Origin of the sequence: Paenibacillus cymbidii (assembly GCF_004764705.1) — a bacterium.
Classification (GTDB): Bacteria; Bacillota; Bacilli; order Paenibacillales; family NBRC-103111; genus Paenibacillus_AN; species Paenibacillus_AN cymbidii.
On record NZ_SHLX01000002.1, the window covers coordinates 213,611 to 240,476 of the forward strand.

Sequence of the window (26,866 nt, forward strand, 5' to 3'; positions counted from 1 at the left end):
CCCGCTTTCGAACGCGTTCCAGGCGGCGTCCGTCCAGCTAGGGCTTGCCGGGCCGGCGTCACCCTTTGATCCCCGCCGATACGGTGCCTTCGAGCATATAGCGTTGACCGACAAAAAACAGCGCCAGCACCGGCAGCAGGAACAGCAGCGAACCGGCCGCCGTCACCTCCTGGATGATCAACTCGATATTCCCGTCGACGGTGTAGCCGATATTGCTGAGCGCGGCTGCCAGCGTGTATTTTTTTTCCGAGAGGAACATGAACGGCGTAATCGAATCGCCCCACCGCTCCTGGAAATTGATCATCGTCACCGTAATCATCGCCGGCACGGACAGCGGCAGGAAGATGCGCCAGTAGGTGCCGAAGATCGAGCAGCCGTCGATGCGCGCGGCCTCTTCAAGCTCCTTCGGAATCGCCGAAAAAAACTGCCGGTACAGGAAAATCGACAGCGCCGAGCCGCCGATGCCCCACATGATCCAGAACGGCACGAACGAGTTCAGCAACCCGAACTTGTGCAGCAGGATGTAGAGCGGAATTTGCGTCACGATCGACGGCAGCATCATTGTCGACAGCACGATCATGAACAGCGGCTTGCGCCCCGGCGCCTGGAGGCGCGAGAACGCGTAACCGACAAGCCCGCTCGTAAACGTGGAGAACGCGACGGAGACGACGACGACCAGCGCCGAGTTGCCCAAATAGCGCCAGAAGGCGATCATGGTGGTCGCGAACCGGTAATTTTGCCACTCGAACGAGTTCGGCAGCAGCGTCGGCAGCGACGACCACGGATGCAGCGAGCTGGACAGCGCCGTCAGCAGCGGGAACAGAAAAAACAACGCGAGCGCGATCCGGACGACGGCCAGCGCCACGCGCGCCCGGATGCCGGAACCTGCGGCTTGCATACGAATCACTCCTGTTCTGTTTCGTAATGGACCCACAGCCGGCTGGTAGCGAAAACGACGACCGTAAGCAAAATGATGACGACGAACATCACCCACAGCAAAGCCATGCCGTAAGCGTAGCGCTGGAACGCGAACACTTGCTGGAACGCGTGCACGACGTACAGGTAGTTCGGCCGGATCGGCGGATGCAGCAGCTCGCTGCCGCTCAGCAGAATCGGCAGCAGGTACAGCTGCAAGCCATGGATCGTGCCCATCACGACATTGTAGAAAATGACCGGCGTCATCATCGGCAAGGTGATGTGGCGAAATTTGCGCAGCCCGCCCGCACCGTCCATCGCCGCCGCTTCGTACAAGTCGCCGGAGATGCCCTTGAGCCCGGCGAGGTTGATCAGAATGCCGCTTCCGGCTCCCCACAGCAGCACGATCAGCAGCGAACCCGTCGCATAATCGTACCCTAGCCAGTTGACGGACCGCAGCCCGAGCGCATGCAGCCAAACGTTCAGAATGCCGTTCTGTCCGGCATAAATCAGCTTCCAGATGAGCCCGACGGAAACGACCGGCACGATCGAAGGCAAATAATACATCGCCCGGAACATCCCGACGAGCCGTTCCTTGCGGTTCAGCGCCATCGCCAGCAGCAGGCCGAACAACGTGTTCAGCGGCACGTAGATCGCCGTGATCAGCAGCGTTCGTCCAAGCGCGTACATCGCGTCCGTATCGCGGAACACGCTGGAGTAATTTTGCCAGCCGACGAACCTCAGGTTGTGGATGTTGAAGCCGACGTAATTGGTGAAGCTGAGGTACAGGCCGTATAGCAGCGGATACAGGCCGAACGCAAGAAACACGAGAAACCAGGGCGAGATGAACAGGTAAAAAGCGAGATGACGGCGCGTTTTTTCGGTCAAACGGGGTTTGACGCCGGAAGCGGACGCCTGCACGGCGGCTTCGGAAGCGTTCATCGTATGGGTCCACTCCTTCGGAAACGAAGAGGGAGTCTTGCGACTCCGCTCCCGTCCTCTCTGTTCGCCGAATGCCGGCCGGTTATTTGCCGGATGCTGCCGCATTTTTCGCTTCGGCGATAATGATATTGCTGTCCTTCGTAATGTTGGCCGCCGCTTCGTCGAGCGACGACTTGTCGAAGTAGTACGGATTCAGGTGCTTCGACAAAATCGTGCCGGCGTTCAGCAGGAAAGGATTGATTTCCAGATACTTGTCGCCGTACTTAAGTTCTTCCTGCAGAGCCGCATACGTCTGTTTGTCGAAATTGGTCGCCTGCGGCATCGCTGCCATCAGGTGCTTCAAGGCCGGCACGCCGTTGCCGGTTTTGGCCCGATCCTCCGCCGGTTTGCTGCCGAAGTACCATTCGAACACTTTCCACGCTTCCTCCGGATGTTTGCTCGCCTTGTTGATGATCGCTCCCGTTGCGGATCCCGTCGGCGATACTCGTTGACCGCCTTCGGCGACCGGCGCCGGAATCATCACGTAGTCGTCGAGATGCGTCTTCGTGTTGTCGTTCGTCCGGATGCGGCTGGAGAACCAGTACCCGCGCTGGATCATCGCGGCTTTGCCGTTCAGGAACAGATCGACGTCGGCGACGCCCTTGTCGAAGTTGTTGACGCTGTTCGGCCCGTAATTGCCTTTGACCGCGTCGCCCCACAGCTTCAGCGCTTCCTTGGCCGCCGGCTTGGTGAAATCGATTTGGCCGTAATCGTCGGTGCTCAGCTTTACGCCCTTGCTCAGCGTGTAATCCATGATGCTGCTGAGGTCGGCCTCCAGCAGGTTCGGCTTCACGAGCCCGTACTGGGTCACGTTGTCGCCGCTCTTGATCGTCATCTTCTTCGCCAGATCGAACAGCTGGTTCCACGTCATCGGCGTTTTGGCATCCGGCTCGGGCACGCCCGCCGCCGCAAACAGCTTCTTGTTGTACCAGATCGAGAAGTCGGGCGACCAATCTTTCGGGAAGCCGTAAATCGGCCCTTTGCCGACATTTTTGCCGTCGAACCGGTACACGTCGGCCACCGGCAGTATATCGTCCGCCTTCAGCAGCGTGCTCTTCTGGAAGTACGGCGACAGGTCGAGCGCCACGCCCTTGATGACGAACGACGGCAGCTCCTGCACGCCGTTGACGCGGATAATGTCGGGCGCTTCGCCGGTGGCGATTTGCGCCGCAAGCTTCGTCGCCGTGACGTCCTCGCGCACGATCTTGATCGTCGGATTGGCGGCTTCGAAGGCGGCGATGTCGTCTTTGGAAATTTCCGATTCGACCAGCGAGATGCGGATCGTTACCGTTTTGTCGCTTTGCGGCGCTGCGGAAGCGGCGGGCGAACCGGACGGCGCGGCCGACGCCTTGGCCGAAGGCGAGGAGCTTGCGGCGGTCTTGCCGCCGGAGTCGGAGCCGCATGCGGCGGCCAGGCTTGCCGTGAGCAGGAGCAGCACGGCGGTGGACGATGTCTTTTTCAAGAAGAATGACCCTCCCTGTGATTGAGATGGTTTTATTATAGCTTCGCCCGGAAACGCCCCTCCACGGGTCAAAGCGACGATTTCTATGGCATCGAGCGGGTCATGCCGGTTCGTCCGGCAGCAAGGGCACGACAAGCCGCACCGTCGTGCCGGCCATCGGCTTGCTTTCGATCGTCATCGCCGCCCCGTCTTCGTGGAACAAGCGCAGCCGCATGCAAACATTGCGCAGCCCGAGGCCGTTCCGCGCGTCCGCTTCCGCTTCCGCCTCTTCCGCAAGGGAGCGCGCCGCGTTCGCCAGCTGCTGACGGGTCATGCCGACGCCGTTGTCCCGCACCTCGATCGTCATCGCCCCGCCGTCCGCTTCCGCCCGCGCTTCGATCCGCAGCAAGCCGCCTTCGTCGAACCCGGCAAACGCGTATTTGAGCGAATTTTCGACGATCGGCTGCAGGATGAATTTCAGCACCCGGCGGCGCAGCAGCGGCTCCGGTGCGTCGACCTCGAAGCGGAAGCTGTGGCCGAGCCGGATTTGCTGGATCGCCACATAGTTGCGCACGTGATGCAGCTCCTGCTCCAGCGTGACGGTGTCGCCTTTCATGTTTACGCTGTACCGCAGCAGTTCGGCCAGCGCCGTGACGACGACGCCGATTTCCGGCTGGCCGCTTGCCCGGCTGCGCATGTTGATCGTTTCCAGCGTGTTGTACAAAAAGTGCGGGTTGATCTGCGCCTGCAGCATGTGCAGCTCGGCGCGCGTCTTGGAGTGGACGAGCCGGGCTTCCCGCTCCTTGTTCGCCGCCTGCTCCTCCAGCATGCGCATGTTGTCGCTGACGGCGCGCTCGAGCTGGCCGGCCATGCGGTTGTAGCTGTGGATGATTTGCCCGATCTCGTTGCCCGGTTCGCCCCGCTGCCGCGACCTGCGGCCAAAATCGCCCGCGCCGGCCAGCAGCATCGTTTCCTGCAGCTCGTTCAGCGGCCTGACGATCAGCGAGGTCAGCAGCGTCGCCAGCAGCAGCGTGCCGAGGAAGACCGTCAGCACCATGATGACGAACCGGCTGTAGTAGTCGTTGTTCTGCCTGAGCAGCTCGGCGTTGGTGAAGCGCACGTCCAGCGCGAGCGCAAGCGGCGGCACCTGCGTCGACCAGGCGGCCGGCTTGCGGCCGTCCGCATCCCCCCATGCGGCGGCGTTCGAGTCGTACATGCGTTTGCCCGACGGGTCCGCGATGCGGAAGGCGGTTTCCGGGTCGGCCAAGTCGGCGAACGCCGGATCCTTCGGCACGATGACGATGTAATTCGGATTGACCTTCTCCCCCTGCTCCGCTTCGCGGTACATTCGTTTGACCAGGGCGAACGTCGTTTTGCCAAAAACGTCCTTGAACTCGGGAATGACGTAAGCCTCCTCCTGATCGCGCAGCAGCGAACGCGGCAAGGAAAACAGATCCGAGTTGTTGAAAAAAATCGAGGCGTACACGCTGTGGCCGATATCGTCCAGCAGCACAAAATAAGCGACCTCGTTCAGGCCGGGAAACATCGCGATATCGGCGGCGGACAAGGCCGGCTGGGCGGCGGTGCCCATAACCGCGTCGCGCTGGCGCTGCTGCAAATAGCGCTGCAGCTGCTCGTTCACGGCGAGCCGGTTCGTCAGGATGCGCCAGCCGTCAAAATCGGTGCGGACCGCCGCCTGCAGAAACCGCCCCGTCTCTTCGTTCGAAACGGCGATCTGGCGGTCGACGGAAGACTTCAGCATCCGGTTGTACAGCGCGCCGTCGGAAATCGCCGGCAAAATAACCGCCAGCGCGAACAGCAAAATCAGGTTGGTGCGGGTCGAGAAGCGGTTGACGCCATGGACGTAATCGTGCGGAGAAATGGTTTCCAGCCTCGTTTCGTCGCGGCCGGCCTGTTTGTTCAGCGCTGCGGCGATTTTGCGGAACGGGCGGAAGATGCGTTTCGAATAAGCGACGCTGACGACGAACGTAATGACGAACGTCGTGGCGGAAAGCAGGGCGAACAGCAGCGTGATCGTCGCGTCCGCGCCGTGCGAGCCGGTTCGTTTGCGGGCGAACAGCAGCGTTTCGGGATAAGGGGTGAGCGGTTTCGAACGAACGATGTAGCGGCTGCCGTCGAAGTCGAAATCGGCGGCTTCCGTCATGCCGCGGACCAGCTCCGCGGACACGCTTGCGCCGGCCGACCAGAGCGGCTTGCGGCTGTCGTTCATCAGCGCAAACGAATAGTCGGCGTCGTAGTCGTCCGGCAGGGCGGCATCGAGGAACCGTTCGGCAAGCACGAGCACGATCAGCACGCCGTTCGCGTTCCCGTTGGAAATAATCAGCTTGCCCGCAAGCGTCCGGTTCATGTCGGCAAGCTCCCGGCTGACGACGGGATCGCGCCCCGGGCCGTCGGTCCGGCTGCGTTCGGTCAGTTCCGCGGCATCGATCCACTCCAGCCGGTCATGGCTTCTGACGTACAGGGACGACAGCGAGGAGCTTTCCAGCGCATCCAGCCGCAGCTTCTCGAGCACCACCGGCCGCTCTTCGCCGGCATGCAGCGCAAGGGCGGACTGGTTGCTGTCGGAGCCGATCATGTACACCGCCTCGACGCCTTGGTCCGCCAAGGCCAGCGTGCGGAAACGGGCGGCGAGCTCGGCCAGTCCTTCCGCCGCCACCGCCGGCTGGCGGAGATTCATGTTGTCGAGGAAATAGTCGCTGAACGCCGGCGTCTGCAGCACCTGCATGAGCCGGTGGGCGTTGTTCAGCCGCGACATGGCATTGCGGTAGAAGGTGTCCATCACCCGGGCTTCGCGTTTCGTCTCCACTTGCGCCGACAAGCTGCGCAAATAGGCGAAGCCGATGTAGCCGAGCACGGCCTGCGTCGCGAGCGTCAACGCCAGCGACAGCAGCACGATGCGCAGCCGGAACGGACCGATGCCGCCGAACAGCCGCGGGAATGCCGGCCGGCCGCTCATTGCGGGCTCCGGTTGCGGAATTCCGCGGGAGTGAGGCCCGTATGCTTCTTGAACACTTCGGTGAAATACGACGGATCCGAGTAGCCGACCAGTTCGACAATGTCGTAGATTTTGTAGCGCAGATCGGTCAGCAGCTCCATCGCCTTGCCCATGCGCACGCCGGTCACATATTGCAGGTACGATTCGCCCGTTTCGCGGAACAGGGCGCTGAGATGGCCGGGCGTCACATATAGCGCCTGCGCCGCCTCCTTAAGCGTCAGGCTGCGATGGTAATTGGCTTCGATGTAGCGCTTGGCGGCGGCGAGCAGCGCGTTTTCCTTGCGCGGCGCCGGCGATGCGGCTTGTTCGGGCGCCTCGTGCGGCGCGCGCCCCGGGGCCCTGTCGCCAGGCGCTTCCGTCGGGCCGGCGGCGAGCAACGCGTCCCCCTCCGCGCGGCCGGCCAGCAGCCGGTCGGCGGCCGCCGCCGACTTGTGCAGCCCGGTCGCCTGCTCCACGGGGAAGCCGATGCCGACCGATACGGTCGACCGGAAAAGCCCCATGAACCGGGCCAGCTGCTCCTTGACCGCCTCCGCAGCCCGTTCGGCGTCGTCCGGCCGCAGCGCTAGCAGGCGGCAGACGGCCGTATGCTTGTCCACGACGTGGTAGCCCGCGCCGCCGCCGTCCCACAAGTCCGTCAGGATGTTGTCGAGCGCAAAAGCGAACAGCCGCAGCTCCTTGTCGGAGACGGGCGCTTTCGCCAGCGTCAGCCGATCCAGCTCCAGCGTCAGCGCAGCGTACGGCCCGGCCCCGGCTTCGAGCAGCAGCTCGCCTTCGGCGCAGCCCGTCTCGAACTCGTCCGCGTCCAGCTCCGCGGCAAACAGCCGCTGCAGGAACTCGTCGCGCAGCAGCTTCGCAAGCAGGTAGCCTTTGCGCTCCAGCGCCGCCTTGCGCTGCTCCTCCTGCTTGCCGGCATCGAGCTTGGCCGTCAGCCGGCGAAACGTATCGGCCAACGCGGCGAAGGACGTCGGCTTCAGCAAATAGTCGGCCGCCCCGTTTTGCAGCGCCTTCTTCGCATAGTCGAAGTCGTTGTAGCCCGACAGCACGACCACCTGCACGTACGGGTGGCGCCGGCGGAGCTGCTCCATCAATTCCACGCCGTCCATAAACGGCATGCGGATATCCGTCAGCACGATGTCCACCGGATGCGCGGACACATACTGCAGCGCGTCCAGGCCGTGCGCGAACTTTCCTTCCGGTACGATCCCCAGCGTTTCCCATGCAAACGCTGCCAGGCCGTCGCGAATTTCTACCTCGTCATCGACAATAATCAAGTGATACATGGTGCGCCCCCCATTCGTTCCTCCGTCGGCATGCTGGAGCGAAACTGTCCCTAGCATAGCCGACGTTGCCGGCACCTCGCAACGGGGGACGGGGAAAAAGTTGGCGGAGCGGCGGCAGCGGGGCGTTGCCGGAGGTCGCCGGCCGGCCGTTCCCGGGCCGGCGGCGGCGAGTTGAGCAAGTTTATCCGGCGCACGGAGACGAATGGCGTCGGCGGCTAACAGTTCGTACTGCGCTTATTGGGCCGATTTGGGTTTGCGTAACACGCTAACGGTTTCCAGCGTCGCTATTGGCAGAAAAACGGCCAAAATTGGCGTTAAAGTCGCAAACAAGCTCACCTGAAACCGTTAACGCCAGAAAACCGCAAAAAATGGGCAAATAAGCTCATCTGGAACCGTTAGCGCGTAGAAGGTAGGGAGGGGAGGTGGTCAGGTTAAGCGACCGCAGCGTGCAGCGCAACCTGCCGGTTGCTCCGCTCAAGGGTAGGGGCGATGTTGGTTGGCTTGAACAACAACGTTCCGTACGCGTGCCATTCCGAGCCAACATTCGTGTCACGTGAGCGTTTCCTTGCTTCATCGTTCGGCTGCGAACGAAATAGGCCATAAAAATGGCCTATTCGCAGGTTTCAGCCTTTACGAAAAGAAATAGCCAGTGAAATCACTGGCTATTTGGGATGATAAGGGCGAAATGGGGCAAATAGGCCATTTTTTATGGCCTATTCTTGGAGGAGGCCCGCTTCGCGCTTGTAACGCAGCGCCAGCTCCACCTTCTCGACGACGATGTCCTTGCCCGGCAGGAACGGCAGCCGTTTCACCGCGCCGATGCCGATCCGGTTCGCCCCGAGCTTGCACAGTCCCGGCGCAACCGGCGCCGTCACCCGCAGCAAACGCTGCTCCGGGTTCACCTCGTATACGCCGCTGCCGCCCGAAGCCGGCTGCGGCGCCGGCGAAAACAGCTGCGGGTCTTTCCACTCGTAATCGTACGATTCGACCTCGCAGGTTACGCCATTGACGCATAACGCCAGTCGGTCTCCCGGCCGCGCCCCGTACAATACGACAGCAAGCTCGACGCCGACCGCCTCCTCGCGGCACGCGGCCACGTCGTCGCATACGGACAGCGCCAGCTCGAGCCGCCGCCCGTCATTCGCCAGCGCTGCCGGCAGCGGCGCGCCGTCGTTGCGGTTGAAGTAGCCTTCCGCCCACGGATAGCCGCCCCGCCGTTCGACCGCAAACTGTTTGTCCTTCCGCCGCAGCGTCTCCATACTGCCCGCCTCCAGATAAGCTTGCCGCTGTGAGGGCGGTCCGCCCTGGTAGCGCAAGGAACCGTTGCGCGCGTACACCTCCGCCGTGGCGCTGGCCCAGTTGAACGTTTGCACGCCGTCCGCCCCTTGCTGCAGCCAATTGCCGAAAACGCCGCGAAAAAATTCGATTGGCGGATGTCGGTAGCCGTCGGTGGCATGATGGTCGTCGAGACACGGATAAAGCTTGATGGAAGTGCCCTCAGTCAAACGGCGGAAGGCGGCGATATCGACGTCGATCGTGCGTGAGCCGAGCGAAAAAAAGTCGACCAGCCGCCGCTCCGCCCATTCGGCCACGTCGAGGCCGTCGATGCGGCAACCTGCAGGATTCTCCGGCACCTTGGCCGCCAGCAGCAGCGGCCGGCCTTGCGCCGCTTCGACTTCCAGCAGCATGCGCCGCACCATGTCCACGAACGCGGTCGCATGCTCCCGGCACTCCCATTGCCGACCAACCGGCAAACAAGGCACATGGCGGGAAAAGTCGAGCTGGATGCCGTCGATGGCGTACTGCTCGGCAATACCGCGCAAGTACGCCAGTTTATACGCGCGGAGATCGGAGGAAGCCAAATTCCACAACCCTTGCCACCACCAGCTCTTCACCACCCAGTCGGGATGCTCGGCTTTCAGGCGCGATTGTTCCTCCATTCCGAGCCCAAGTCCGCCCGGGCCAAAATCCACTTCGCTGATCCGATGGTTCCAAATATTTTCCAACCCTCGTTTGCCGGCTTCATCCAGCAGCACGGCGACGATGTCGATGCCTTGCTCCTTCCACTTGCGAATGCCGGCATTGGCCATCACCCCTTCCAGGGGAATACATTCCCCGATATCCCAAATGATGCTGTCGATCTGGCTCCCGCGCTCGTCGGCAAAATGGAACGTAAAAGCGAGCAATTTGTCGATGTCGTGGCCGTACAGCTCCGTCATTTCGCCCAGCACGTCGAATTGCACGATCATTCTTCTGCGCCGGTTCGCGGCATCCGCATGGCTCGAAACGGCTTGAACAACATTCATGTTTTCCCCCCCCTCGACCGGCAGATCGCCGCCCATGCCCACACCCGCGCCGCTCCTCACTGCTCATGGACGCATACGGGAAGCGATCCGCTCGATTGTCGTTATTTTTTGAGCAACGCGTCGTATTTCGTTTGCGCTTCCGCCATTACTTTATCTCCGCCAAGCTGCTTCCATTCCTCAACATACTTGTCGAACTCGCCGAGCGGACGTTTGTCGGTAATAAAGTCGACCAGATTTTTTTTGGCGAACTGCTCCAGACGGTCCTGGTACTCTGCCAGCACGGGCCGCTGGATCGGGAACAGGATATCGTATTTGCCGCTGGCTTTCGATTCCGTCTCCTTGCGCAAGGTCATGTACTTGCTTTTGGTCATATAAGGAGCCAGCAGGTTGTAATCGTAATCCTGGGGCGCGCTGAAGTAGGAAATGCCGAACTTGATCCGCTCCTCCTCCTTGTCGTATGGCGGAATCCATTCGATATCGCCGTTCGTTTTTTGGTAGGTTTTGTTCAGTTCGCCATAGCGCAGCTTTTCGTACAGGCTCATATCGAAGCCGCTCGCTTCGGTGAGCTGGAGGTATTTGATCATTCTTTCCGGCTCTTTCTCCATTTTCTTGGAAAATAACAAGCCGGTCGAGATTACCGGATTTGTCTGGCTGATGCCAAATTCGCCCTTCGGCCCCTTCGGTCCGCTGGTGATCGCCCATTTGGCGTTCGGATTTTTGGCCACCAGCTTGTCGTAATAAACGCCTGCGGAGAAAGCTTCCGCCGGGATGAAAGCCCACCAGGAGTTCCAAACGATACCGACTTTTTCGGACAGCACCTTGTCGTCGACATTGGTCCCCTTGTTGATCACAAACTCCGGATCGATCAACCCCTCCTTATACCATCGGTTTAACACGGTCAGCGCCTCCTTGGCCGCCGGCTCGACTTCGCCCCGCACCACTTTCCCGTCTTTCTCCGTAAAAATGCCGGGATACAAACCAAAAGCGCCGAATACCGGGCTGAAAAAGTCCGACACCTTGTCGAGCTTGCCTGTCATGCCGTACGTATCCTTCTTGCCGTTGCTGTCCGGGTCGTCGTTGCGGAACTTGAGCATGGCCGCTTCCACTTCCTCGAGCGTCTCCGGCACTTTTGCGATGCCGACCTTATCCAGCCAATCCTGGCGGATGCCGAAGACGTTGCGCTTCGATCCGAGCGTCCACAGCACCGGCAGAGAATAATTTTTGCCGGCTCGCATCGTGTATTTGAACGGATTGTCGCCAAGCTCGCCTTTTAACCACTGCATGTACTTGGGGGCATATTGCTCCAGCAGCGCCGGCGGAAGCTCCGCCAGGACGCCCTGGTCGACAAGCTTGTCGTAGTTGATAAAATCGAGCCCCTCGAACGTATCCGGAAAGTCGCCGGAGGCGATGCCAAGCTGGATATTTTGCAAGTACGTCTCGTTTTTTCGCGGCACGATTTCAATGTCGACGTTGAACTTCTCTTTCAGCAAATTGAGCGCATACCCGTTCGGCACGACTTTCTCCGGCGTCGTCGAGAATAGCTTCAGCTTCAGCTTCAGCTTCTGCTCCGGCGCTTTGGTCGGCGCTGACGCGGATGCGCCCGGCGACGCCAACGGGCTTGCGCCGCCCTCGTTCTTGCTGCTGCAGCCCGCGATCGCCGCGACCAGCGCGACGGAGCCGAGCATACCGGCGACGAGACTTGTTTTCTTTTGCAAAACGGACACCCTTTCTTTATATGTGTGGTTGGTTGCCGGGTCACCCTTTGACGGCGCCCAGCATGATGCCTTTGACAAAATGCTTCTGCACGAACGGATACGCGATCAGCATCGGAATGAGCGAACACATGATCATTGTCGCCTGCAGCTGCCGGCCGGTAAACTTCGACGGTTCCCCCATCCGGTACAAGGCGGCGTTCAGGTCCTCGACGTTGTTCTCGACGATGATGCGGCGCAGGACAACCTGCAGCACCTGTTTGGCCGGGTCGGAAATGTAGATCATGCTGTCGAACCAGGCATTCCAGTGGGACACGGCTACCCACAGGGCCACGGTTGCGAGCACCGGCTTCGACAAAGGCAGCACAATCGTGCGGAAAATGAGGCCATACCCGGCGCCGTCGATTTTGGCCGATTCCTCCAGGCTGTCCGGCAGCGAGCGGAAAAAGTTGCGCATGATGAACACGTTGAACGCGCCGATCACGCCCGGAATGACAAGTGCCCAGAGCGTGTTGTACAGATGCATGTTTTTGATCAGCAAATAGTTCGGAATCAGCCCGCCGTTGAACAGCATCGTAAACAAAATAAGCGTCGTGAACAGCCGGTTCCAGGGCAATCCCCGCTTCGAGAGCGGGTAAGCCGTGAGCGCCGTGAACAGTACGCTGAGCAGGACGCCGAGCGCCGTTCGCACGACCGTGTTGCCGTATCCGACCCACAGCTGTTTGTACTGCACGACGAGGCCGTAGCTGGCAAATGTCACTTTCGACGGCACGAGCAGCATGCCGGTCGAATATGCGGAAGCATCGTCGCTGAGCGACAGCGCCACCTGGTTCCAGAACGGATACAGCGTCGCTGCCGCAACGGCGGCGAGCGCCAGCAGCAGCAGCGCGTCAAACGCTTTTTCCCCGGCCGTCTTCCGGATCGTTCCCACAGGCATCCCCCTCGCCTACCATAACGTATGCTCCTTGCCGCCAATCCACTTGACGGCGTAGTTGGTGGCGACGACGAGCGCCAAAGCGACGGCCGACTTGAACAGTCCGATCGCGGTCGAGTAGCTGTACTCCATTTCGGTGAGCCCTTTGCGGTAAGCGTACGTGTCGATAATGTCGGACACGTCGTACACCTTCGGATTGTACAGGTTGAAAATCTGGTCGAACCCGGCGTCGAGAATATGCGACATCCGCAGGATGAGCATGATGACGATGACCGGCGCCAGCATCGGCAGCGTAATCGACAAGGCGCGCCGCAGCCGTCCGGCTCCGTCGATGATCGCCGCCTCGTACAGTTGGTGGTCGATGCCCGCAATGGCCGCAAAATAAATGATCGACCCCCAGCCGAACGATTGGAAAATGTCGGTGGCGACCAGCACGCTGCGGAAGTAGCGTTCGTCGGCCAGCATAAGCACCGGATCGCCGCCGAACTGCCGGATGACCCAGTTGACCGGCCCGTCGAACGAAAAGAAGCTGATCACGATGCCGCCGAGCACGATCCACGAAATGAAGTGCGGCAAGTAGGAAACCGTTTGCACGACTTTTTTGAAGCGGGCCCACGCCACTTCGTTCAGCAGCAGGGCGAACACAATCGGCGCCGGAAAGCCGAACAGCAGCTTGTAGAAGCTGATCAGCACCGTATTGCGGATGACGACGTAGAAGTGCGGATCGGCGAACGCCCGGTCGAATTGCTTGAAGCCGGACCAGCCGCTGCCGAGAATGCCTTGCGTGATTTTAAAATCCTTGAATGCCACGACAACCCCGTACATCGGCAAATAGTGAAACAGCAGAAAATAAAGCATTCCGGGAACCAGCATCAAGAGCAGGGTGCGGTATTCGTTTCGTCTCTTGCGCCGAACGGTCGCGATGCCGGTCTTTCCGCGAAGGTGCGGCGCGGTGCTTTCCATTTGCGTGTCCCCTCCCTAACGCTAGTGCAAGGCGGCGGCCAGGCGCCTATGCCCTCACTATAACAAGCGGTCCCGGGCGGGTAAGCATCAGATTTTCGCCAAATCTATCAGTTTTATGTCCAGTCCGTCTCGGGCGGCTCGTGTCGGTATTGCGGGAAACGGATGCGCATCCGCGTGCCCGCGCCAAGCTCCGAAAGGATCGTAATGCCGTAAGGCTCGCCAAAAAACAGCCGAATGCGCTCGTGTACGTTCTTCAGCCCGTAGCCTTCGGTTTGCTCGGTCAGCAGACGGTCACGCAGCGCAGGCGCGATGCCCGGCCCGTTGTCCGCGATGTCGAACACGACCGTGTCGCCTTCAAGCTTCCCTTCGATCGTCAGCTTGCCTCGGCCTTCCGCGATCAGGTCGATGCCGTGTTCGATCGCGTTCTCCACAATCGGCTGCAGCACGAGATTGAGCATATCGCAGGTGTATAACCGGTCGTCGACCGCCAGCGACACATCGAAGCTGTGGTCGTGCATGACCAGTTGGATGTCGAGATAGGAGCGGATGTTGTCGATTTCGTTGCGGATCGGGATCACGTTGGAGCCTTTGTTCAAGGCCGTGCGGTAAAAGCGCGACAAGGCGTTCACGATGCTGCCGATGTCGTCGGCGTCGCGCATGACCGCTTTCCAGTGGATGATCGACAGTGTGTTGTACAGGAAATGCGGGTTGATCTGCGACTGCAGCGCCTTGAGCTCCGCTTCCTTCTGCGTGATGCGGTTCTGGTAAGTCTCGCGGATCAGCTCGTTGATCCGGTTCAGCATGCGGCCGAACCGGTTCGTCAGCTCGCCGATCTCGTCCTTGGCCGTGCTGAACGCAACGACCTGCAAGTCGCCGTTCTCGACCTGCATCATCTTCTTGTTCAGATGGCGGATCGGCTTCAGCAGCGTGCGCGAAAAAATCCAGACGAGCACGAGCAGCGCCAGCAGGCAGATCACCACGACGACGACCGTCGCCTTGACGATGGCGCCCGCGTCCCGGGCCATCCGCTCGACCGGAATATAGACGGTCAGCGTCCAGCCAGCCAGTGCGATTGGCTTGCGTACGATGAAATAGGACGTGCCGTCCACGTTCGCCATGCCGTCCCTTGGCGTCGCGATCCGTTCGGGGGCGGGCGGCGACGCTATGCCCGGCGCGTTGCGGTTCGCGAACACGATGCGCTGCTTTTCGTCGGCGACAACGACGCCGTACCGTTCGAGGTTGCTTGCCCCCAGCTCGCCCAAAACCTGCGCCTGGTTCAGCCGGATGTACAGCACCGCCGTATTCTTGTTGACGAACAGATCGGGAAACGCCCGGGCAAGCTCGATGGACTGCGGCGTAAACGACCATACCGTTTTTTTCGCCGCGATTGCTTGGTCCGGCCACGCCTCCTCCCGAACCCGCTCCAGGTCCATCATGTAGGAACCGAATTCGGGCAATCCTTGCGAATAAACGGACATCTGCTCGATTTCCGGGTTCAAGTTGATCACCGTGGCGAAATAAGGCTCGAGTATGCCGCGGATATCTTCCGACATGACGCTCAGATCGAGATAACGGTTGGCGAAAATGCGGTGGAAGCCCGGGTTGGCGACAACCGACTTGACGATTTCGTCGTAACGGGCCAGCCGGGCGTTCAGATTCTCCGCCATCGACAGCGTCGTCGCCTGCAGCGACTGCTCCGCCTGCATGCGCAAAAAAAGCCTGGACTGATGAAACGAGTACAAGCCGAGCGTCAGCAGCGGGATGAGAATGACGACGAGATACGTAAGCACCAGCTTCCACCGGAACCGCATGTTGTGAAAAGCGCGCAGCCCCGCGTTCACAGGCCGTCCCCCTCGCGGTATTTGGCCGGCGTCGTGCCGTAATGCTGACGGAACAACGAGCCGAAATACGAAAAGTTCGGATAGCCGACTTCGGTGGCAATGTCGACAATTTTCATGTTCGTGCGGCGCAGCAGCTCGCACGCCTTGTCCAGCCGGTAGGCGGTGACGTATTTGACGAAGCTTGTGCCGGTTTCCTTCTTGAACAGCCGGCTCAAGTAATTCGGCGACAAGTACACTTGCTCCGCCAGCGTCTCCAACGCCATGTCCAGGCGGTAGTCGCGGTGTATGCGCCGCAGCACCTCTTCGATCGCCTTGCGGGCGGTCTCCTTGTCGATCGCCGGGTCTTCGTCCGCACTGGCCCCGGGACGTTCGGCGCGCCTTATGCGCGTTTCCGCCACGGCGGCGCTCCGCTCCGCTTCGCACTGCCCAATCACGCGCTTCATGACGTCGGCGAACTCGCCCGGCTCGACCGGCTTGAGCAAATAATGCTCCACCTGCAGCGGCAATGCCCGTCTCGCATAATCAAATTCGACGAATGCGCTCAGGATGACGATTTTCACCGCGCTGCCGGATTCACGCACTTTGGCGGCCAGTTGGAGGCCGTCCATGAACGGCATTTTGATGTCGGTCAGTACGATGTCGACCGGCGAACGCTGCAGGAGCGCGAGCGCCTTTTCGCCGTTGGCGGCTTCCTCGACATGAAGCGGCAGCCCGTATTTTCGCACCAGGAACCGGATTCCGTCCCGTTCGATTTTTTCGTCGTCGACGACCAGCATGGTCAACATGCCGCATCCTCCCCCATGTTCACGATGACCTTTTTGACTTACGACAAAGTATTAAGAATGTCACGGGAGAAGTCAATCTCTTTTTCGGCATTGAAATAGGCCATGTTTTATTGCCTATTTCGCCAAAAACGGCGTGCAGCACAAAAATAGCCAGTGAAAACACTGGCTATTCCGTAGAAATGTTCGATTTTGGCGCTGTTAGGCCACGATAGCCAGTGAAATCACTGGCTATTTCCCGTGAAACAAGCCACAAAGGGCAAATAGACCATTTTTTATGGCCTATTTCTGTGTCAAGAGCAGCGCTTTGGCGATTTGGCCCACGATGATGTCCTCGATCTCCGGGACGAACGGGCCGCGCAAATCGAAGAAATAGTTGCTCTCCGCCTCGTATCCGCCCTCTTCAAGCATTTGCCGCGTCGGCACATAGCTGAATACGCCGTTCGTATAGCCGAGCACGATCATCCGGCCATTGCCGAACAGCCGCTTGATCAGCAGCGAATATTGCGTTGACACTTCACCTTCCAGCGCAATGATTGTCGTGTCCGCGTCAAGCTGCCACACGCCGATGTATAGCGGCAACGTTTCCCGGCTTGTGCCGTTCGCGATCGCTTGTTGCGTCCGTTTGGCCGCAGCGCGATGGAACGCCCCCAGTCCCGGATCGTCGGCCATACGCTCGTAAACGGCTGCCGGCGTGCGCTCCGTGTACAAGGTCGGGTCGAGCAGCAGCGAATGAAACCGGCACGCAACCGGGGCGAACTCCCCTTGCCGCATCAGCGCCAACACATCGTCCGCCAAATATTCGCCCGCCTCCTTCGTCTGCGCCGGGTCGCACGAGATGAACCGGTCCTGCTCCGCGCTGTGCAGCGGCTTCAATTCGCCTGCGCAGCCCTGAAGAAACATCGCGGTTGCTCCCGGATACGCGCGCTCCACCTTGGCGGCGGCATAACCGGCGAAATCGTTCGAGAGCAAATCATTGTTCGCCCCCATAGCCGTCGTATGGCAGCCGTAGCTGAACAGAACCCCCTTCGCTTGCCCCGCTCGATCGCTCAAGCGCAGCACGAACAGATCGCGGTCGATGTCCGCCTCCGGATAGGGCGACCACGTTACGCTTCCGTTGCCGACCGGCCGTCTCCGGCTCATGGCAAAATCGGAGCGTGTGCGCCCGATATGCAGCTCGCCATCCTCCAGCCCGCCGTAGCATGCCTCCACCATACGCAGCAGCGTGTCGCGCACGAAGGCGAAGTACGCTTCGTCGCGCGTGTAATCGATGGCGCGTTCGTCGTCCATCCATCCGGACTGCCCCATGCTGTACCCGCCCCGACGCAGCGAAACGTCCGTTCCCGTCAGGAAGACGGAGTGATGCGTATGGGAGAAGTTGATCATGACCTGCGCGTGCCCCAGCCCGAATCGCGCTTGCAACGCGTCCTTAATCCCGACGGTAAAGCTGCGGTCGGAGCCGAGCGCGTCGATCGTCACGATCAGCAGCGCTTCGTTTGCCACAAGCAGAGCCGCTTTCATCAGCAGCGGATCGAGCACGCCGACGCTGGCATGCGTTCTCGCCCCAAACCCGTTCATGAACACCGGTTCGTCCGGCGTAATCGTCGCGGTGGACAAACAAAATTTCATCGATCGTCTACTCCTTCTGCGAGCCGGATTTCCCCGACCTGGCTTCGATTATCGTTGACGGCAATAAGCTCCGGCAGCCAAATGGATCCGCTCGGGGGACGTTTCTTCGCCCGGGCGGGCGTACACCAAGGAAACGGGCCCATTGCCGGTATTCATCCAAACGACAGCGTCCGCCGTTACGACGACCTCCAATTGTGCCGTACCCGCAGCCGCAAGCTCTACCGTCCCGCGACTGACGCGATAACCGGCGCGTTCGGCGGGAAGCGCGCCGCTCCAGGTATACCCGCCGCCGCCGATCCGGGTGACGCCTTCGAACAAGGGGATCGCCGCCGTTCCCGCTTCCAGCGTCTCCGAGAACACGAACATTTCCGGTTTCTCCGCACAGTTGAAAAACACCAGATAACGATCGTCCGTCCAAACGGCGGAACGCGACGGCATCTCCCCTGCGGCATCGGTTGCGCTGTGCATTCTCCCGCGCGCGGCCGCTTCCGCCGTTTCGGCGGCAGTAGCGTACATCATGCTGACGATGGCGAACGGGGCCGTACGTTCGCCCGCCGCCAAGAAGACGGGCTCGGCGCGATAGTTCAGCACCAGCCGGTCCTCGCCGCCTTTCCATTTTGCATATTGATGCTGATTGTAATAACGTACGCCGTTCGACCCGTACAGCAGGTAGCCGGCTTCGTCGTCGATATTGACATAGGCGCATGCCAGGAAGTCGGCAATCGTATCGCTGCCGTGCGGGCGCCAGCTGTCAAACCGACGCGTCTGTCCGGGCGTATGCAGCATGCGATATCCCTTGGCCCATGCCGGCAGGGCGGCATAACGCTCGTTGCGAATGCCGATCGTGCCGGTTTCGTTTGCCGCGATCGTTACGTCCGCTTTTGCCTCGAATTGTTCCCCATACACCGTTCTGCCGTCCGGCAGCGAAACGAATCCGACATGCTGCAGCAATCGGCCGTCCCCTCGCTCCAGCTGCGCATAAGCGGCAAAGCTGTCCTCGCTTACATCGATGCGATGCTTTTTCGCTTCGGTGACGAACGATTCGTGCCAGGGTGCACCGGCGCCTGCGCCGTCCGCCAGCTTGACCGTACCCGTATAGCTGTCGTAGAGCGGCGTCTGCAGCCACGCGCCATGACGGGGAAGCGTAAGCGCCATCGCGTGACTGCGCCAGCTGAAGACAGCCGATGTCCGTTGCGTCCGGTGCATGACGAAGCCGCCGAACGGGTACTCGTGCACGCCGCACAGCCGCTCCGCGAGCTGCTCCGCATCCTCCGGCATGGCGCCGCTGCCGCCCAGCTTGTGAATCAGGAACGCGTTCAGCACATGGGTCGCCGACAGATGCTCCATATCGATCGCGGTTTGATAGTCTTGCGGCATGATCGAACATAACTCGCCGTGCTGCTCCAGATAGCAGCCCCTGTCATTGCTGTTCTGCAATGCCTCGATCGTGGACAGCGCCATTTCCTCCAGCGCTGCCGCTTCCCCGTCGCGATGCACAACGTTCATCAGCGCATGGACGTGCAGAAAGCCGTGCTGCTGGTTGTACCACCAATCCTGGCCTTGCACGGAGCTTGGAATGCCGTCCGCTTCCGCCCAGCACTTGAGCGTTCGTTCGTACATCTCCGCATCGTTGCGCGTATCCGTCGTATCGAGCGGCAGATCGGCAAGCAGCAGATTGGCGATCGCCCGGCCGCGAAAATGCATGCTGGCCGCCATGTACGTCGGATGAACGAACGCATGATTTTCGGTTGTATAGTCGGGGTGCAGCGTAATCGCCGTAATGCCTGGCACATTCCCCACGCCGGGGGCATACCGTTCCTTCAGCCGATCGCGCACCGCCGTTGTCGTATTGCGATTCCACTTGCGATAGGCGTCCCACCATTTGCCGCTATGCGGATGATCGGGAAACAGCAAGGCGGCGGTAAAAATGCCGATGCCCGTCCAGGCGTTCTCCTCCAGCTGCGTATCGAAATACGTCCCGTTGCGCGGCTCTTCGTCCGACCAGCGGTCGGCATAGGAGGATACGACGTTCTGCACCAGCAGGCGCGTTTCGTCGTCGAGACGCCCCCACAGCAGCCAGGCCGCAAGTCCAACATACGAAATCGTACTGCCCACCTGGGTAGCCATAAAATATCTGTCGTGGCGCCCTCCCCATTTGGTGCCGCTGCACCGCGGATTGACGCCTTGGGCGCGCACGTTTTCCTCCGGGCCCGTGTCGTGCGTGAATCCCAAATAACGAATCGCGCGAATGGCGCGTTCGGCTAGCTGGTCCGCGTTGTATACGGCCGCCGCGCCTGGCTCCGGGAATGCCGCAAGCGCCGCGAAGACGGCTGCGGTATGCGCAGTCTCCAGCCCGTACCAATAAGCCCCGCCAAAAAAATGGCCGCAACGCGGCCGATCCGGCCAATCCCGGTACAACGTTTCGGCAAACGCCGTCCACTTGTGCAGGGAAGCGGCAAGCCGCCGCGTCCAGTCGTTGCAGTCGGCTCGCTCCCAGGCCGGTACCCGGATGCTCCAGACCGTCTCTTTCGTCATCAACGAAACCTCCGTTTCGGGCATTGCGGCATCGCTATTCCTTCAGCGATCCGAGCGTCGCTCCCTTGACAAAATACTTTTGCAGGAACGGATAAACGATCAGAATCGGCAGCGTGCCGAAAATAATTACCCCGGCCTTGATCATCTCCGGCGTGCTGGCCGCCATCATTTCGGGGACGGCTTGCTGCATGTTGTTGGCCGCATCCTGCTGGACGAACTCGCGCAGAATGATCTGCAGCGGCATCAGCGAACGCGAGCGAATAAAGATGAGCGCGCCGAAATAGGAATTCCACTGGCCGACGGCATGGTAGAGGGCGATTGTCGCCAGCACGGCCTTGGACAACGGCAGCACGATGCGCACATAGTTGCCGAATTCGGTGCAGCCGTCGATTTTGCCCGCGTCCATCAGTTCGGACGATAACCCCTGGAAGAAGGTCTTCATAATGATGATGTAGAACGCGCTCACCGCACCGGGCACGATCAGCGCCCACAGCGTATTTTCCATGCCCAGGCCGCGTACGACCAGGTAACCGGGAATGAGCGGAATCGTAAAAATGAACGTCACGATGATGCCCCGCAGCAGAAACTTCCGTCCCCGCATGGCCGGCCTGGACAAGGAGAAGGCAAGCGACGAGCACAACAGCAGCGCAAGCAGCGTCCCCGTCACGGTGATCCAGACCGACACGCCGAGCGACCGCCACATCGGACCGGAGCCCACTATCATTTCGTACACGCGGACGTTGAAGCCCTTCGGCCAAAGACCGACCAGCTTGGCTGCGGCATAGGAGGGCGAACTCAGCGACACGGCGAGCAAATGGATCATCGGCATAATCATCGTCAGGCTGAGCGCGATCAGACCGATATTGTTGACAAGCTGGAATCTCGTTTCCGCCTTCACTCCGTCTCTCCTCCTTCTTCCCGCTTGCCGCGGCGTATTTAGTAAATACTCTCGCCGGTCATTCGTTTGCTGAGCCGGTTCAAGCCGACGACAAGCAGGAATCCGACGAGCGACTTGAACATGCCGATCGCCGTCGAATAGCTGAACTGCGCCGTGAGCAGCCCAATCCGGTAGACGTACGTATCGATCACCTCGCCGACATCGCGGACGAGCGGATTGAGGAACACGAGCACTTGCTCAACGTTCGCGTCGAGCATGTTGCCGATGCGCAGCAGAAACAGGACAACGATCGCCGGCATAAGCGACGGCAGCGACACGTACCACATCTGCCGCCATCTCCCTGCGCCGTCGACCTTCGCCGCCTCGTACAGATGCGGATTGATGCCGGCCAGCGCCGCCAAATAAATGATCATGCCCCAGCCGATTTCCTTCCAGATGCCGATCGACACCAGCATGCCGATAAAATAACGCTCGTCGGTAAACCATTTCTCGAACATATTGATGAAAATGCCGCCAACGATGATCCAGGACAAAAAATGCGGCAAATACAGCAAGGTCTGCACCGACTTCTTGACCCAGATGTGCCGGACTTCATTCAGCAGCAGCGCAAGCGCAAGCGGCGCCGGAAAGCCGAATACGATCGAATAGAAGCTGAGCGTCAGCGTATTTTTCAAAATCCGGTAAAACTCCGCATAGGCAAACATGTTGCGAAAATGGTCGAAGCCGGCCCACGGGCTGTTCCAGATGCCCTTGAACAAATTGTAATCCTGAAACGCGATGACATTGCCCAGCAGCGGCACGTATTTGAATGCCGCAAGATGAACGATGCCGGGCAGCGCGATCAGCCATAACAGCGCGGAGTCGTTCAGCAGCTTCTTCACGGTCATCGCACCCTCCTCTTGCCGAATCGACGGCATATTGCCGGCCAGCCTTGCGGCGGACCGGCAACGGGCCTTATTTATTCACCGACTTGTTGTACCATTCCGTCGCTTCCGCTATCGCCTTGTCGCCGCCGCGTTTCGTCCATTCGGCCACGAAGGCGTCGAACGCCTTGTCGAGCTCTTCCTTGCCGGTAACGACCTTGGCGAACATATCCAGGAACAGCGTTCCTGCGCCAAGCCCCGGTACGAGCTCGGGATTCGTTTTGAACGGGCTCAGGAGCGGCATATTGACCATCGGCGTCACGATGGCCGAAGCGTCGGCCGTTTGAATGCCTTTTTTGATCGTTTCATAGTTCGGATCCAGCGCCAGTACACGGTCCGCGTTGTTGCCGGCGCCCTTTGGATTGAGCGACAGCCGGTATACGAGATTTTCGCCGTTGTCCTTGTTGCGCGGATTTTCCGGATTCCATTCGATTTTGCCGTTCGTTTCCTTGTAGTTGATATCCTTAATGCCGTACGCCCAGAACTTCTGCGCATCCTCGTTGGTCCATGCCCATTCCAGGAATTTCAGCGCGTTCTCCGGATTTTTCGTCTTGGTCGGGATGACGAAGACGAAGTAGATGCCGTCCGATTTCGGGAACAATCCCTTGTCTCCCTTCGGACCGACCGGGCCCGGAATCATCGCCAGCTTGACCGATTTGTCCTGCATCTGATTGACGAAGGAGGTCGCATAGTTCGGCGCGTCGTGCATCCAGGAACCGGCCTTCCCTTGCGTAATCGCCGCCGTCCAGTCCGCCGCCTTGTTCGTAAACATGTTGCTGTTGACATAGCCTTTGTCATACAGCATCTTCCAGAACTTGATCGCTTCCTTCATTTCCGGCCGAATCATGTTGGGCGTGTATTTGCCGTCTATCACGGTCCAATCGGTCGGGTACACGCCGAAGGCGCCGAAAAACATTTCGCTGTAGCCCATATTTTCCCGAACGGCAAAAGGAATGGCGTCCTTGTCGTTCTTCTTGACGGCTTCGAAATAAGCCAGCCATTCGTCCAGCGTGCTTGGCGCCTTCATGTTGAACTTGTCCAGCCAATCCTGGCGGATGTAGGCGACCCGCGAAGCGACGGGCTCGATCATTGCCGGAATGCCGTAAATTTTGCCGTTCTTCGACACCTTCGGGCTGTCCCAGGCCGACTGCGGTATCAGCTTCTTCAGGCTTGGCGCATACTTGTCGATGAGCGGCCCCAGTTCATGGAACGCACCCGCGTCAATCGCGCCCGGAGCCGCCGACGATTCGATTCCTTCCGTGCGCATCAGATCGGCAAGATTGGCCGAGGCGAAGCGGGTCGTCAATTGCGGAATGAAATCGGGATAGTGGCCGAGAAACTCGTATTGCAAATCGAATCCGCTCAGCCGCTCCAATTCCTTGACGTACTCGTTGTCCTTCCAGTTAGTGACGCCTTTCGTGTAAATAACGGCGGCGTGCGACAGGAGCAGGCTTACCTTGGGCCGCTCCTTCGGCGTTGCCGGCGCGGCGCTGCCGGACGCCGGTGCGGCGCTTGCCGTTGCCGGCGATGCGGAGCCGGCCGACTTGCCGCCGTCCGATTTGCTGCAAGCGGCGAGCGCGCCCGTCAACAGAAGCGACATGGCGGTCAGCATGACCAATCCTTTTTGGGCTGGACGACCTTTCATGCGATTTCCTCCCTTTTCTCGTTTGGAAGCGTTTTATCGTGCGGTTTAAGCATAATCAAAGGGACGAAACGAATACAGGCGATTTTTTTCGAAATGTGGTTGTTTTTTTGGCGAGTTGCAAGCTAATAAGATCCGAACCGTTTCTTGTAAAAGCTAAAAGGAACCGAACCGTTTCTTGTATTCCTGGGGCGACAGACCGCAATATTTTTTGAACGCCTTGTTGAAATGGGAATAGTCCGCATACCCGACTTCGTAGGCGATTTCCGCCGCTTTGCGCAGCGGGTCCCGCAGCAGTTCCTTGGCAAGCTCCATACGTTTTCGGGTCACATATTGGATGAAGCCGACGCCCACCTCTTCCTTGAACAGCAAGCTCAGATGGGAAGCCGACAGGCCGGTGCGGGCCGCCGTCTCCGACAGCGACAGCGTTTCCTCGCGGAAATGCGCGTCGATGTGCTTCAGCACCAGACCAACGGCGCCCCGCTGTCCGATATTGCGGCTGCGGCCGATGCGTCGGGCCGTTTCCGCCATCGTTTCCTTCATCGCGGCAAACGCTTGCCCGTCATCCGCCTCCATCAGCTTGCGGGAGCTTTCGTCCGGCGCTTCCAGGCCTCTGCCGCCGAGCTCATGAAGAACTAGCGACGTCACGTTCATGTACATTTGCTTCGCTTGCCGCAAGGACACGCCTTCCTCGCGCAATTGCCGCTCCATGCGTTCCAGCATGTCCAGCAGCGGCCGCTCTTCCAGCAGCCACAACCGCTCGGCCAGACCTTCGGCCAGATCGCGGCAATACGCGGTCAGACGGCTTTCGCGCTCCATCTCCCGCGCCGATTCGTCGAGCCGTTTCCTTGCGCCTTCCAGCACGGCAAAAACCTGCTCGGGTTCGATCGGCTTGAGGATGTAATCCTTGACTCCATACCGCAGCGCCTGCCGGGCGTACTCGAAATCGTCGTAACCGGACACGACAACAATCTCCCGCACCCCTTCGCGCGCGGACAAACGAGCGAGCAGCTCCAGTCCGTCCATCTTCGGCATCTTGATATCGATAAACAGCAGATCCGGCGCGAACCGTTCGACCTGTTCCAGCGCTTCGACGCCGTTTTTCGCTTCCGCCACCACCTCGAAGCCGCAATCCGCCTCCGCGATCAGTGCCCGCAAACTTATTTTGACCGCATATTCGTCGTCCACCAGCAAGACCTTGTTCACGTTTGTTCCCCCCTCGATGCCATAGGCAAACGAATTTCCACTGTCGTCCCGTTGCTGTCCGACCTGGCAACCCGCACCCCGTAATCGGCTCCGAAAGTAAGCCGGATGCGCTGGTGCACATTCCATATCCCGATTCCGCCGGAAGCCGCTTCCCCGGAAGCCCTTGCCGGCTCGATATCGATCTCGGTCCGGCCGAAGGCATCGTTGATTTTGCCCATGACGGCCGGATCCATTCCTCCGCCCCGATCGACGATCGAAACGACATAGTCGCTCTCTTTCTCGTTGCCCCGAATTGCGATGAAATCCGGGCTTTCCTTATGTCGATCGTAGCCGTGTATGAAAGCGTTCTCGACAATCGGCTGCAAAATCATGCCTACCGCAAGCGCGTGTTCCGCTTTGCTTTCGTCGACCTCCCAGATCAGCGTAAAATCGGGATTGCGTTCGGCGTGAATCGACAAATAGGTGCGAATGTGTTCCAGCTCTTGCCGCAGCGCGATCTGCCCCCCGGCGTGGTTGACGCTGTAGCGGAATATGCGCGCCAGCGCGGTCGCCATCCGGCTGATCGGCCAGGCCTTGGCGACAATCGCGTTGGAATTGATCACTTCCAGCGTGTTGTACAGGAAATGCGGATTGATTTGCGACTGCATCATGCGCAGCATCGATTCCTTCTGCTGCAGCTGCATTTCCTTCTCCCGCAGCTCGGCGCGATGCTCGACTTCAATCAGCCGCCGAAGCTCCGCCATCATCCGGTTGAAGCCTTGATTCAGGCTGTCGATCTCCACGTAGAGCGCGTTGCGTGGCGCCGCCACGTTCAAATCGCCAGACTCGGCCCGCTTCATCAGCCGCTGCAGCTTCAGCAGCGGACTGGTGACCGAAAGCGAGGCGCCGCCGCCGGCCAGCAGCGCAAGCGCGACCAGCAGCAGCATGAACAAGGCGGAAGCGTTGCGCAACCCGAGCAGATCGCCGCTCAGCTCGCGAATCGGCACCTCGGAAACGACGTTCCAGCCGGTCAGCGCGGATCGGCTGAAATAGACGAGCTTCTTCCCGTCCTTGGCGTCTTGCAGGTAATAGCCGCCTTCGCCAATGAAGCGTGCGCGCGCTTCCGGCTCGAGAACCCGGCCGATCCGCCCGCGATCGGTATGAAAGATCACTTCCCCGTCGCTGCCGAAAATCCAAATATAGCCGCTTTGCCCAAGCTGCATATCGCCGAAAAACCGCGTCAGCTCGTCCAGGTAGATGTCGACGACGAGCACGCCCTGCGGTTCGATCAGCGTGCGGTCGGCAATTCGCTGCGCGGCTGTTATCGTCGGCCTGCCGTTTACTTGGGTAACGTTCAGCACCTGAAACGAACGGTCGCTCGCCAGCTTGTCGACAATCGACGGATACCGCCCGGCGGCGTCCAGCTCGCTTACGCTGCTGATCACGGGGCCAAGCGACGAAACCAGCGATAAGGAAGCCACTTCGCTGCGGAAGAACAGGACGTTCGGAAACACTTCCCGCTGCAGCTGTTGCCCGACGGAAAAAATGCCGTATTTGTCGCCGGGCTGCAGGTAGATGAACTGGTTCACGAGGGGATGCACCAGCAAAGGCGAGATGACGTTGGCCAGATCCTTGAAATACGTATCCAGCCGGTCCTGAATTTGCCCGACCAGCAGCTTGTCGTAATCGACGGCGATCCGTTCGATCGACCGGCTCGATCGTTGTTGCCAGTTAATGGATATCATCAGGAAGGGGATGCAAAAAAAGAGGCAAATGAACACGATCAGCTTCGTCTTCAGCGACAATTCCCGCATTTTGGCGACCACCGAACCACTCCCGTCCGCACAGGCGTATTTCCGTTCAGTGTATCAGCAATTGGCGGT

At 59.9% G+C, this 26,866-nt stretch carries 18 protein-coding genes; all 18 read right to left on the bottom strand.

The features are described from left to right. Positions 1–58 precede the first annotated feature (58 nt). The 18 genes from EXY20_RS04220 to EXY20_RS04305 all read right to left on the bottom strand — a co-directional run bounded on the left by EXY20_RS04220 (position 59) and on the right by EXY20_RS04305 (position 26,809). A complete protein-coding gene (locus EXY20_RS04220) occupies positions 59–898 on the bottom strand; it encodes a carbohydrate ABC transporter permease (protein ID WP_135548004.1) in 840 nt (279 codons plus the stop codon). A 5-nt stretch (positions 899–903) separates the two neighbouring features. Beyond that, on the bottom strand, positions 904–1,857 hold the full coding sequence (locus EXY20_RS04225; RefSeq protein WP_167858973.1) for a carbohydrate ABC transporter permease: 954 nt from the start codon (positions 1,855–1,857) through the stop codon (positions 904–906). 82 nt (positions 1,858–1,939) lie between these two features. Further along, positions 1,940–3,358: an ABC transporter substrate-binding protein gene (locus tag EXY20_RS04230; protein ID WP_167858974.1), complete on the bottom strand. Its 1,419-nt coding sequence runs from the start codon at positions 3,356–3,358 to the stop codon at positions 1,940–1,942. A 100-nt stretch (positions 3,359–3,458) separates the two neighbouring features. Next, positions 3,459–6,314: a sensor histidine kinase gene (locus tag EXY20_RS04235; protein ID WP_135548010.1), complete on the bottom strand. Its 2,856-nt coding sequence runs from the start codon at positions 6,312–6,314 to the stop codon at positions 3,459–3,461. Continuing rightward, positions 6,311–7,633 (bottom strand): response regulator, encoded by a 1,323-nt coding sequence (locus EXY20_RS04240; RefSeq protein ID WP_167858975.1) that lies wholly within the window; start codon positions 7,631–7,633, stop codon positions 6,311–6,313. Before EXY20_RS04240 ends, EXY20_RS04235 begins: the two co-directional genes overlap by 4 nt. Positions 7,634–8,346: 713 nt before the next feature. Continuing rightward, positions 8,347–9,939: an alpha-amylase family protein gene (locus EXY20_RS38775; protein ID WP_167858976.1), complete on the bottom strand. Its 1,593-nt coding sequence runs from the start codon at positions 9,937–9,939 to the stop codon at positions 8,347–8,349. A 101-nt stretch (positions 9,940–10,040) separates the two neighbouring features. Continuing rightward, positions 10,041–11,654 carry an extracellular solute-binding protein gene (locus tag EXY20_RS04250; RefSeq protein ID WP_135548014.1) on the bottom strand — a complete coding sequence of 538 codons (1,614 nt, stop codon included), beginning with the start codon at positions 11,652–11,654 and terminating at the stop codon, positions 10,041–10,043. Positions 11,655–11,694: 40 nt separating this feature from the next. Next, positions 11,695–12,582 carry a carbohydrate ABC transporter permease gene (locus EXY20_RS04255; protein WP_167858977.1) on the bottom strand — a complete coding sequence of 296 codons (888 nt, stop codon included), beginning with the start codon at positions 12,580–12,582 and terminating at the stop codon, positions 11,695–11,697. A gap of 15 nt (positions 12,583–12,597) precedes the next feature. Then, entirely contained in the window at positions 12,598–13,548 is a 951-nt protein-coding gene (locus EXY20_RS04260) for an ABC transporter permease (protein WP_135548018.1), read from the bottom strand. A gap of 113 nt (positions 13,549–13,661) precedes the next feature. Then, positions 13,662–15,389: a cache domain-containing sensor histidine kinase gene (locus tag EXY20_RS04265; protein WP_135548020.1), complete on the bottom strand. Its 1,728-nt coding sequence runs from the start codon at positions 15,387–15,389 to the stop codon at positions 13,662–13,664. Continuing rightward, positions 15,386–16,174 (bottom strand): response regulator transcription factor, encoded by a 789-nt coding sequence (locus EXY20_RS04270; RefSeq protein WP_135548022.1) that lies wholly within the window; start codon positions 16,172–16,174, stop codon positions 15,386–15,388. Before EXY20_RS04270 ends, EXY20_RS04265 begins: the two co-directional genes overlap by 4 nt. Positions 16,175–16,453: 279 nt before the next feature. Further along, a complete protein-coding gene (locus EXY20_RS04275; protein WP_135548024.1) occupies positions 16,454–17,800 on the bottom strand; it encodes a neutral/alkaline non-lysosomal ceramidase N-terminal domain-containing protein in 1,347 nt (448 codons plus the stop codon). A gap of 48 nt (positions 17,801–17,848) precedes the next feature. Continuing rightward, positions 17,849–20,335 (bottom strand): hypothetical protein, encoded by a 2,487-nt coding sequence (locus EXY20_RS04280; protein ID WP_135548026.1) that lies wholly within the window; start codon positions 20,333–20,335, stop codon positions 17,849–17,851. 34 nt (positions 20,336–20,369) lie between these two features. Continuing rightward, positions 20,370–21,233, bottom strand: coding sequence for a carbohydrate ABC transporter permease (locus tag EXY20_RS04285; RefSeq protein ID WP_235885346.1), 864 nt, complete (start codon positions 21,231–21,233; stop codon positions 20,370–20,372). Between the two features lie 38 nt (positions 21,234–21,271). Further along, the gene (locus EXY20_RS04290; protein WP_135548028.1) at positions 21,272–22,120 is read right to left on the bottom strand and encodes an ABC transporter permease; all 849 of its coding nucleotides are present in this window, start codon (positions 22,118–22,120) and stop codon (positions 21,272–21,274) included. Positions 22,121–22,187: 67 nt separating this feature from the next. Next, the gene (locus EXY20_RS04295) at positions 22,188–23,801 is read right to left on the bottom strand and encodes an extracellular solute-binding protein (protein WP_135548030.1); all 1,614 of its coding nucleotides are present in this window, start codon (positions 23,799–23,801) and stop codon (positions 22,188–22,190) included. Between the two features lie 153 nt (positions 23,802–23,954). After that, a complete protein-coding gene (locus EXY20_RS04300) occupies positions 23,955–25,004 on the bottom strand; it encodes a response regulator transcription factor (RefSeq protein WP_167858979.1) in 1,050 nt (349 codons plus the stop codon). Further along, complete coding sequence (locus EXY20_RS04305) at positions 25,001–26,809, bottom strand: sensor histidine kinase (RefSeq protein WP_135548034.1); 1,809 nt, start codon at positions 26,807–26,809, stop codon at positions 25,001–25,003. Before EXY20_RS04305 ends, EXY20_RS04300 begins: the two co-directional genes overlap by 4 nt. Positions 26,810–26,866 lie beyond the last annotated feature (57 nt).